This is a genomic window from Microcoleus sp. F10-B2 (assembly GCF_036704965.1).
Taxonomy (GTDB): domain Bacteria; phylum Cyanobacteriota; class Cyanobacteriia; order Cyanobacteriales; family Microcoleaceae; genus Microcoleus.
Genome location: NZ_JAUBTB010000148.1, coordinates 1 through 10,648 on the forward strand (window position 1 = coordinate 1; position 10,648 = coordinate 10,648).

Genomic DNA, 10,648 nt, shown 5'->3' on the forward strand with positions numbered 1-10,648 from the left:
GTTGGGGCGACCAGACATTTTCATTGGCTCCTTTACTTCTTACATAAGTCTATCACATCTTTAAAAAAATGGTATTAGGTTTTGTAGATTGCCAACCAGGACGCGGGCAGTAAAACCGAGAAGAGGTGTCAAAGTTTACGGTATACTTCGTTAACGCACCCTACAAGAGAAGCGATCTATCTCTCTACCTCACGTTAAGCTAGAAACAGACAACAGAGAGCCAACCTACCCAAAAGGTTAATATCAATGGTTGCGATCGCCCAAAAAACCCTTTCCTTCGAGGAATTTCTCAACTGGGATGACGACTCCGGCAGGTCATTTGAGCTAGTCAATGGAGTTGCCATGCCCCTGAGTGAACCCACAGCCAAACATGAGGATGTCGTCGATGGATTATGTCGTCTCTTGGTAGATCATTGCCAATCCTTGAACCTTCCCTACGTTCCTCGACAAAGTAAACAAGTCAGATTGAACGCTGCCCCGGGCGAAAGTGAATCGAGTCGTAAAGCCGACATTGTGGTGTTTGCCAAGGAAGAATGGGTCAGAATGCGTCAAAGTTCTGCCTCTGCTGCTGCCTATATTCCACCTCCCTTGGCGATCGAAGTTGTCAGTACGAATTGGCGGGATGATTACCGCATCAAATTGAATGAGTATGAAACTTTAGGAATCCTGGAGTATTGGATCGTTGATTATGCAGGGTTGGGAGGCGTTCAGTATATTGGTTCTCCAAAACAGCCTACGGTGACTATCAACCGCTTAATCGATGGTGAATATCAGGCACAGCGATATCAAGGAGAAGCCATTATTGTTTCTCCAACGTTTCCTCAGTTGGTATTAACGACCGCTCAAATCGTTGCAATGACACAAGTTTAGTGTTGGCAAATTATTAGACTTGCAATCGTTAGTTGAGGAACTGTACGAGCAATTGGCATACAATTATTTCATCGATTGCGATAGCAATCCACCATCCCCTTGGTTAAAGTCAGAGATAACGGAGTTTTTGTCAATTGATGGGCGATCGCTATCTTAGTTTTTCAAGGCTTGTGGCGATCGAATCCGTCTGCAATAAGAAGTAGTTACAATCTAAAAAAATTTATGCCAGTTGTAGCAGTTAAAACTTACATAGAATATCGGAATGATGCCTATTGGGTTAAAGGAACTCGGATTTCTCTTGACTCGATCGCCTATGCTTTCCAACAAGGACTATCGCCCGAAACTATTGTTCAGTCTTTCCCACTACTGACACTGGAACAGGTTTATGGTGCGATCGCCTTTTATCTAGGCAACCGCGCTGAAATCGACGCTTACCTAGCCGCCGAAGAAGCCGCATTTGATGCCATGCCTCAACCTCTACAAACCAGCGATCGAGCTTTGTACAACAAACTGATTGCAGCTAAAGCAGCAAGACAGCAGGTGCGATCGTGAATATTTGCTACCAAGCTGATATTATCTAAAATCTTGGTCAAGGGGAGAAGCTATGCGATCGCATATCCAGTATGCTGTCGGACTTCGGGTGGATGGAAAGCAAGAACAATGTGGTCTTTGGGTACGCCAGAGGCGACGAGTTCCTCAGTGATGCCGTCTTCAATGCCATCATAATGAATCCAGATTTTGTCATTGCGAATTTCGGCATGAACCACATAACCATGAACTCGCAGATGATTTTCCCAACCTTCATGTATCAGCATAAAATGGTTGCGATCGCGGCTCACTACCACATAGGTAATCACATCCCCATAAGTATAAGGAATATCCGCATAGTATTGGAGAATTTTCTCCAACGTCTCACGCCATTGGTCTACGGGTAGATTTGCGGTTTCCATTGAATAATCTCCTCCCTGTTTGAGTCAAAAACGATCAGGCGAAAACCTGGTTCTTCTAGCAGCAATTGCCCAGCTTCTTCTTTAAACAACGTTTCAAAGGTGTTGCGATTAACAGCTAGGTAAAGAAGACGATCCGGCTCTCGTTTTTGCAGCGTTCGGGCGTACATAAAGAACTGCCCCCAAGCATTTTCGAGGTCATTAATGGGCGAAGGGCCCAGAAAGCTTTTGATCTCGATCGCAATTTTTTCAGACCCTCGTTCAGCCGCAATTAGTTTCTGGGCGCCCAAATCAACAAAGACCGAGCGGCCCCCTATTTTGAGAATCAGTGGGTCATGAGTGATTGTCCAGCCATCTTTGATGAGGGCAGTGCAGACAGTATCGTGATAAAGATCTTGGGCAGGCATAAGGGCTGTTCTTTTTAGCTTCCCTGTCTATCTATCGTATACGACGCAAGTTCCGAATTATTTTAACTTGACTGAGATTATAAGAAACCGGGTTTTTTACCGAATCTGCGGGCGGCAACGAAATATCTTCCTCAAAAACCCGGTTTCTGGGCCCCCATGCGTAAGCCCTATATAAAATTAATTCGACTGAATTTGGGAATTCAAAACCTTAGAAATTCGATCGCGCGTTTCCTCCAAATGAGCCCGCGTATAAGCATCAGCACTCCGATCCAAATTCCGAATACTCTTGCTCAAACCCTCCCGCAACTGCCGCAACTCGTACCAAGCCAAACTCCGCGCATCCTCTGGAACACTCGTTTTTCGCAGCACCATTCCCATCAAAATCGCCAAATGTTCTCGCTGCAAAGAACGCCGAAAAGTTGAAATTTGCATCTTCTTTTCCGGCTGCAAAACCTCTTGCCAAACATCCTTTTGTACAGTATCCAACACTTCCGGCAACCTCAAAGCAGTTTCCGGCGCTGATTTTAACTCGGCATCCCGCAGCCTCGCCAAGCGCACCGGCGATAGCAAAACTCGCAACACAAACCGCTGCAAAAAAGTAATTCGATCGCCGATCGGGTAATCTAGAGGAAACACCAAAGCCGGACTTCCCCAGTGTTCCCAGCGCGACGGCGCCAATTTGTTGAGCAATTCCGGCGCAAAACTAAAGGCATCCGGGGCAAAAACGTACTTCTCTAATGTTGCTAAAGCTTCTCGCTGCTGAGAAAGTTCGATCGGCACAAACGGCAACTTCGCATTAGTATCTCCAGGGCGAATCCGGTTAAACGACTGTCCCCCCACATACAAAGTCGCATTCATCACCTGGTTGACATAATACCCGAACACCGAATCAAACATCACCCGCAGTTCGTTATAACCCTCTTCCCCAAGCGGAATTCGCTTTTCCAAACGCTTCCACATTGCCCTAGCATTATCCAATTGCCATTGCGAATACCTCAGCATATTAGCGCTGAGATCGAAGGTATTCGCAGCGGGATCGAGAATGTCAACAGCATCCTCATCCGGCGCGTAAGCTAATTGGGGTTCCGCAGCGCGGCTGGCAATTTGTTGCAGCGCTGGTAAGTCGCTGTTGGGGTCCCGGCCGCCAATCACCTTGTAACCGTACTCGATCGCCCAATCGTCGTAAGGCCCTACAATCGTTGGAAAATAGTCGCCCTGCACAGTTCCGGCAGGTGCCAAATTAATCGGCACATAATCCATCACCGACGCAATCATACCTTGGGTGCGAGTTACCTGAGTATTGTTCAAATCCTCCGGTTGCAGCATCGTACTCCCGTGAAAATTGTGCCTCAAACCAAGAGTGTGACCGACTTCGTGCGCCGTCAAAGATCTGATATATTGATTAACATAATTGTCAATTGTCGGACTGCTAGGCGCTGTATTTTCCAACAGATCCATCGACATTGCCCCAATCGCAAACTGTCGGCTCGATTCCAACCCAAAACACAGATCCGAACTCGACATCAACCGCGATAAAGGCGATCGTTTTTGCTCCTGGTATCTTTCTACCAAAGTCGGCAAATCCTCAGCAATTCCACCTCGATCGTTTTCCCCGCGGCTTTTTCCTAAATCCCCATTTTCTAGCACATTCAAATAGCGAGAATACATCCCGAACTGACAGGGATTGGTATTAGAACCGTTTCGCCCTTGAAAACTCTTAGATACCGAGCGATTTTGTTCCACCAAAGACCGATAGCCCTGTTTGATTTGCCGTACAACATTGGCATCCAACAGAATGTCAGCATCCAAAATTTCTCCGGTCAGCGGGTTAGTGCGAGAGGGCCCGAGGCCGGCAAACTCAGGCTCAAAAGAACTCGACCAGCGAATAGTATTGTAGCGAACATCAGCCGGGTCCCATTTAGCATTGTCCGGCATTTGTTTGACCTGAATTGCCTCAGTAAAACCTGCCTTTTCAAAAGCTTTGTTCCACTCCAAAGCTCCCTCCCGAATAGCATTTCGGTATTCCAGAGGCACATTATTTTCTATCCAAAAGACGATCGGCTGCACCGGAGGTGACATCGGGGCTGTCGGGGTTTGCTTTTGCAAATGCCAGCGATTGATATAGCGTACAAAAGGCTCCCGGCTGCTCTTGTCAGAAAAGTCTTTATATGCTGTGAGAAAATAGCCCACTCGCTCATCCGCAAGTCTGGGGCGGTAGCCGTTATTTAGCGGCACTTCCGAGAAACTGTAGTGAATGCGAAGGTTAAAAGCCCGACTGTCAGGAATCGATGGTAAATAGTTAACTTCACTGTCATTATCGCTAGAAAAACCGTAAATAGAAGCAATTTCTACATTCAGCGGAAACGCTTTAACATCTTTAAAATAAGATTTGTCTTCATCGAGCGAGTAAGAAGCGCCCAAAATCAGCGGTAAAATCGCTTTTACTCCTGGTAAGTCGCGCTTTTCACTCATCAGCAAATCCCCTAAATCTATCAACAGAGTTTGTCGTTGCGGATGAATGCTTTTGACCGGCAAAGAATATAGAATCGAGTCGCTAAATGCCCTTGCCACCGAACCAGTTTGCGGGTCGCCCGGACTGGTGCGAAAATTAATATTTGGTATCACAAACTGCACATTATTTTGGACTCGGCGCAGTTGAAACAAGAAATCGCCGAGCGGCAATCCGCTAAAAATGCCCCCTTCCCCCAAACCCGAAGCCAGTGTCACGAAACACAGAAACTTTTTATCGAGTTGTTGCTGTCTAATTTCCAGATAAACTTTATTAGTTGCTTGATTGCGGTAAAGCGTAAATAGTCCCTCTAACTTTTGCGCGTCTTTGACAACCTGTTCAAAGGGTGCCAGAGTTTGCTGTTCGCTACTTTGTTCGTTGCTGGGCGGCCCAGATGATAAAGCAAAAGGTAAAAATAAACCTTTATACAAACTCCAACAGAAAAACACTAAAGATAATATAAAAAATATCAAAGGCAAATTTTTTCGGGGACTTTTTATCTGTTGATTTTTGCTATTTTCAGGAAATATCAATTTTTTCATTTTCAGGATCTAGCCGCAGGAAAGAATATTTTTGAGATAGCCGCGTCGCACTTGCAACGCTGCGATAGTTCCAATGAGAGCTTTTACAGGAGTGTTGGCTGTGGGATATCCAAACGAGAGATAAGCTGTCGGGGATCTAAGTTATATATTTGGGTCGGGACACCACCCGACAAGAATTTCATCAAACTGGACTGTCATAAACACTCCGCTGAGGAACCGTAAAATTATGTTAGATGCCCCTGGGTTGATACACTTTGCTGTGCGGGATGACATCGGGAGCATCTCAGTTTTGCAGCCAAGCTAGAAATTGGAGTTTTGAGGCAGGAGGCAGAAGGAAAGAGGCAGAAGGAAAGAGGCAGAAGGAAAGAGGCAGAAGGAAGGAGCCAAAAAAAGTATTTTTACAAATATGAGATGCTCCCATGACATCGCACTCCTAAACAACGCTTTATACAAAATCGGGACGATCCCGCAACGCTTTGCTTTGCATGAGTTGTGAGTTAAATCAGAATCGTAGATAGTCCTGAACCTGCCCCTACAAGCAGATTTAAATCATTTAACTTCTAAAATAACTCAAAACTCAAAAGTCAAAACTATTTTTTCGCCGGCCACGGAATCATGGGATCTTGAGCCAACCGCTTAGAAACTGCAACAGCACCGTAACGGTTGAGGTGGCTGGGGTCGGAAAAAGATTCCCGCGCCTGGGGCCACAATAAGCTCTTATCTAGGAAAATTAGTCCGCTTTGAGCTGCTAATTCTTGCATATATTGCCGGAATTCTTGTTCGTAACCTGTCCGCACCGGGTCTAAATAATCTTCAGTCAGAGGCATATTCACAAACACGAAATTGATGTTGCGAACCTTGGTAAATTCGATCAGATTTTTGAGTGCTAGAGCTTGTTCGCCTATCAATTTAAAATCTTGATAGTCGGAGTCGTAATAGCCAGAGACTTTCGGGTGATTCTGAAAGTAAGTATCGGGATTGAAGCGTATATCGATCGGCAAAAAGCCGTTTGGTTGAAACTCGCTGGGTTCTTTACCCCCAGCAATTAGCTGGGCGTTTTCAGTTGTTTGTTGGCCCAGCACTCCGGTTTGGGGACTCTCGGTTGCAACAGGGGCTGATGGATTCGCGAGCGATCGCAAAAACCCTTTGAGCCGATCGCGCTTTTTGTAAATTGCAGAACCCTCCACCAACTTTTGACTCACCAATTGCTGAACGTTAGCTTGAGTTTGTCCCAAATTGTGTACCAATTCAGTGGCAGTCGCCACCGGATTTTTTGCACTCGGATTCGATTCTTGGGCATCTAATTGATTGGTGCGGATCAGAAAACTACCCCGGGACAATTGCCTGTAACCTTCCGAAGAAGCGATCGCACTAAAAGTCAAATCCGGCCGCCCGCTGTTGAGAGCCCTCGCCCCGTCCGCCAACACCAGCAATTTTGGCAGTTGTTGCGGCGGCAAAATCCGGCGGACGATCGAATCTACAACCTGGAGAGTAGCTCCATTCACCCCAAAATTGTAAGCCTTCAGCCCCGGGTAGCCCGAAGCTGCCAAAGCCGTTTCCAAAACCGCCGGGTCGATACCCCGCAGCGCCCTCGAACTGCCGACAATTAAAATATCCGGCGGTTTTTTGTGCAGGTGAATGTACTCTTGATAGCGCGCTATCTGATCGTCAAGCTGCTCGCTCCTCAAAGTCGGGAACACCGGAGGTGCAGAAACCTCAACTACAGGAACGCTAGTATTTCCCGGTTTCGTAAACCCAGAGCCATTAAAAGCCTCTTCCCGGTTGGCTTCCGGCGACTGCTGCAACTGAGTTTGAGGCAAATTCACCTCATCAGCAGGGGGAACGGGTTTCGGGGTTTCCTTCGGAGGTGGGGCTGTAACGTCGCCCAAAGCCTTGGGGGATGAATTTTGACAATTTTGACCATTACAAACTTCGGAGGCGCTAGGAGCTTGACTGACCGCCGCAGATTGCAGAAATAGACCCAGGAGCCAATCGGTATTGAAAGTCAGCAGACAGCCGGCGATCGCCCAAATCAAGGCCATTCCCGCCGCGCGATCGGCTCTCACGCCACCGGGCGCAGCAGCATTAGTTGACAAACCATCGTTGGGAACAAACAAACCCGAAGCGACAAGCGGTTGCACCGCCGCTTGAACTAACTGCTCGCCCAGATTGTATCCGGGGAGTCGGATTTTGAACCGGGGCCGCCAGGAGTTGGGCATCTGCTCGTCAAGCTTGTCGCCCAAACCCGAAAAACTCCCATCCTCCACCGGCGCAAACTCCGGCACCGGTTCTTTTTCCAACACAGTCACTGGCGAGGGAACCGGTGCGGGTGTCGTCGCTGATTCCTCGTCACCAGCCGTTCTGAGGTCGATCGCGTAGCGCCACAGAGGCAGTTTCTGGCCGGCACGGCGTCCGTAGACTCGCACCCCTGCCACTCCCGGAATTTGTAGGTGCCGCAAAAATTTGACCACCGGCGGGCCTACCTTCGACTGAGAAGGGCAAGTCAGAGCTTCTGTCATGACGTGCAGCACGTTGGCTTTTTGCAGCACAACAGCCCGAATCCCTCCTGTTTCTAGCTTGCGTCTGAGATTGGGGTTGAGCAACCTGTTCAATAAAAAAGTCAGAGCCAATTGATCGCCCTCGGCTGCCAGCGTTCTAGCGCTCGCAGCTAAGTCGGGGTGGTGGGCGGCAGGCAAGTCCACCCAGTCAATCCACACAGGCGACTCCGGCTCCGCCTGAGAGTCCCTGGCTGGTTCTACGCCGTAGATAGTAGCTGCGCGGATGCCTTGGGGCGCGAAGGAGGCTAACAAAGGGGCGATCGCGTCGGTAGTTTGCTGCTTGTCGGGGTATTCTTGCCGTTTAGGCTTTTGTCCTTTTTTGGCAGTTTTGCTGCAAAACAGGTGGAGGGTTGCTTCTTTGAGGGTGGCTCGCACTTCGACTCTCGATGCTGCCAAGTGTTGGTTGAGCAGTTTGGCGATCGACTGTACGTCTCCCCACCTCGCCCATTCCTTGAGAATTGTGTCCGGCGAAGTCAAATCCACCCGCAGCAGCCAGTCTGGCTTCGCTTCGCCGCTGACTTGGCTGCCGATTACTGCTTCCCGGAAATCCTCTAGTTGCAGTTTCCGCAGCCTGCCGGCGATGGGTTCTGCCAGCAATGAGGGGTCGGGGCTGTAAGCTGACTCGCACAGCACCAGCAGTCGGCGTTCCTTGAGCTTGATATTTTCCTGCCCCCTAACCGGCAGGGTTTCCCGGCTGCTTTTGAGTTCTTTTTCGCGAATGCTTACTTTCACCGAAACTCCCATCGGCCCGAGGATTTCGCTGAGATAGCTGGCGATCGCATCTGGATAGCCCCGGCGCGCCAAAGTTTCCGGCGAAACCGTCAATGTTCCACCGCCATCGCCCTCGCCGGAGTCGGCTTCGGGGGATTGAATCAAAGCCACTGCGCCACGGTTCGCTTTCTGCTGCGGGGGAACGGTGGAACTAAAAGCTTCCCGCGTCGCAGCAGCCGAAGTGTCGATCGTCACGGGGGAAGTTTCAAAAGCTTCTGGGTATTGAATCCGGGAGGCGATGGGCAGACTTTCGGCGTCAAAATCCAGTTCTTCCCGTACTTGCGGCGAATGGGCTGCTGTTTCTACCGGTTTTGGTGTCTGTTTGAGTTTCTGATTGTCATTCTTAAATTTGCCGAAAAATCCGCCTCTTTTACGGCTTGCTGGCGGTTCCTCGGGGGAAGTCGCTGGCGGCGGCACTTCGGCAGCTTTTGGTTCCGGTTGCTGTGGCTGTTGCTGTCGCTTGGGACTGCTGCAATCGAGCCTGACTGTCCAGTCATTTTGTCGGGAACCGATTTTGCGGCCGCACAGAAACAACTGGTAAATTTTAGGTCGATCGGGCAGCAGTCGCGTTAAATCAGTTTGTTCGATCGCGTGGGTAAATCTCGCCGTCACCAATTCTTGAGACGGACACTGCGCTGCTTCGCACAAAATGTGCAGGTGATTTCCCCGCAAACGCGCTTGTACTTGAACTTCGGGAAGCCCTAAAGCTTCCCCGGCCCACTGCGACGCGCTCGATCGATTGTCTGCCAATATGCTCCCGTTCGCATTCAACATGAAACTCTAAATTTTGCCAAAGCTGGTTTTGTTTTCTAGAAATAGCACAGTTACAGATTTTACAGACAATTATTTGATTTGCCGAGCCTAACCGTTTTGTCTGGTTTAAGCCATGCGGGACTTAGTGTCTTGCCTTGTATCCCCTCGGCTTCGAGCCGTTGGGGAATATTTTTTTGATAATACCTCGACATTTTGGCACAGATAGGTCCAAATTAAGCCAAGCAACAAGTTATTCGTCATTAGTCATATCGTTTCCGTTTGCATCCGAATAATAATTAGACCTCTCTCATAATTCTTGTGTAACAGGCGGGAGTGCCTGTTCAAGACTGGCTTTTCTGGAAATGTCTATTATTTTCCGACTGTAGTGCTGGGGTTTCGTCATGCTCCGCGGAGAGAGTCGCACGCTCGACGATCGCATTCGGGGAGTATCCCGATTTTATACAAAGCGTTTTTTCCGAGTGCGAGCTTAATATCTCGCGATCAGATATTTATAGACTTGGCTACACGGGGACGATCGCTTGCAGGATATCTTTCGTCGGATTTGACATACCCCGGCCTAAAGGCGAGGGGATTCTTGATTCGCAGGGATTCCAATGAATTTACTTGCAGGCAAGCATCTTGACCGTATGCCCTACGGCTGCAAGTCCTCTAATTAGAACTACTTGAGCGGCTGCAACATCTCTGTCTGTTGTATAGCCACAGTTCAAGCATGAATGAGTACGCTCATCAAGCTGTTTTTTTCCTGTTTCTGCTAGACAATTGGGGCAAACCTGACTCGTTTTATGAGCGCTTACTTTTTGAAAATACACGCCATATTTCCAACAAGTTTGCTCGCTTGATTGTGAAGAACTGACCCCAGCTTGCGTCTAAGCAGTGTTTCCCTAGCATCGCCCAAGAGTGCCCAATCAGGTTCAGATCCTCAACGAAAATCATTCCCACATCTTGGCAGATTTGATGAGATAATTTACGATGCCAATCTTTCCGACTGTTAGCAACGTATTTATGCAGTTTGGCGACTTTCTTTTGAGCTTTACGCCAATTGTTAGAACCTAGTTTTTTACGACAGACACGTTGTTGCAGCAATTTAAGCTTGCGTTCTGCGTCTTTAAAAAATCTTTGGCGCTTGACTAAAAGACCGTTAGAAGTTGCTAGAAAATTAGTTAGTCCTACATCAATTCCGATACCTTCACCGTGCAGGGTAAGCTCATCTAATTTGGTATAAGATGAACTTGACAAAGTTAACAAAATAAGCATAAGAGACTGTGTAGAC

8 protein-coding genes are annotated in these 10,648 nt (G+C 48.3%); 2 read left to right on the forward strand and 6 right to left on the reverse strand.

Features of this window, described 5'->3' with window-relative positions; translation table 11 throughout:
• The first annotated feature begins 246 nt into the window (after positions 1 to 246).
• Both QUA99_RS30955 and QUA99_RS30960 read left to right on the forward strand, forming a co-directional pair.
• On the forward strand, positions 247 to 870 hold the full coding sequence (locus QUA99_RS30955) for a Uma2 family endonuclease (RefSeq protein ID WP_333244854.1): 624 nt from the start codon (positions 247 to 249) through the stop codon (positions 868 to 870).
• A 222-nt stretch (positions 871 to 1,092) separates the two neighbouring features.
• Complete coding sequence (locus tag QUA99_RS30960) at positions 1,093 to 1,422, forward strand: DUF433 domain-containing protein (RefSeq protein WP_333244857.1); 330 nt, start codon at positions 1,093 to 1,095, stop codon at positions 1,420 to 1,422.
• 50 nt (positions 1,423 to 1,472) lie between these two features.
• On the opposite strand, the gene QUA99_RS30965 is transcribed toward QUA99_RS30960, so the two are convergent.
• The 6 genes from QUA99_RS30965 to QUA99_RS30990 all read right to left on the reverse strand — a co-directional run.
• Positions 1,473 to 1,820 (reverse strand): XisI protein, encoded by a 348-nt coding sequence (locus QUA99_RS30965; protein WP_333244859.1) that lies wholly within the window; start codon positions 1,818 to 1,820, stop codon positions 1,473 to 1,475.
• Positions 1,796 to 2,224 carry an element excision factor XisH family protein gene (locus QUA99_RS30970; RefSeq protein ID WP_333244861.1) on the reverse strand — a complete coding sequence of 143 codons (429 nt, stop codon included), beginning with the start codon at positions 2,222 to 2,224 and terminating at the stop codon, positions 1,796 to 1,798. Before QUA99_RS30970 ends, QUA99_RS30965 begins: the two co-directional genes overlap by 25 nt.
• 177 nt (positions 2,225 to 2,401) lie before the next feature.
• Positions 2,402 to 5,275, reverse strand: coding sequence for a zinc-dependent metalloprotease (locus QUA99_RS30975; RefSeq protein WP_333244864.1), 2,874 nt, complete (start codon positions 5,273 to 5,275; stop codon positions 2,402 to 2,404).
• 590 nt (positions 5,276 to 5,865) lie between these two features.
• Positions 5,866 to 9,378 carry a hypothetical protein gene (locus QUA99_RS30980; RefSeq protein WP_333244870.1) on the reverse strand — a complete coding sequence of 1,171 codons (3,513 nt, stop codon included), beginning with the start codon at positions 9,376 to 9,378 and terminating at the stop codon, positions 5,866 to 5,868.
• A 599-nt stretch (positions 9,379 to 9,977) separates the two neighbouring features.
• On the reverse strand, positions 9,978 to 10,187 hold the full coding sequence (locus tag QUA99_RS30985; protein ID WP_333244873.1) for a zinc ribbon domain-containing protein: 210 nt from the start codon (positions 10,185 to 10,187) through the stop codon (positions 9,978 to 9,980).
• Positions 10,159 to 10,648 (reverse strand): transposase (locus QUA99_RS30990; RefSeq protein ID WP_333244875.1); only part of this gene is annotated, 490 nt, incomplete at its 5' end. The genes QUA99_RS30985 and QUA99_RS30990, both read right to left, overlap by 29 nt.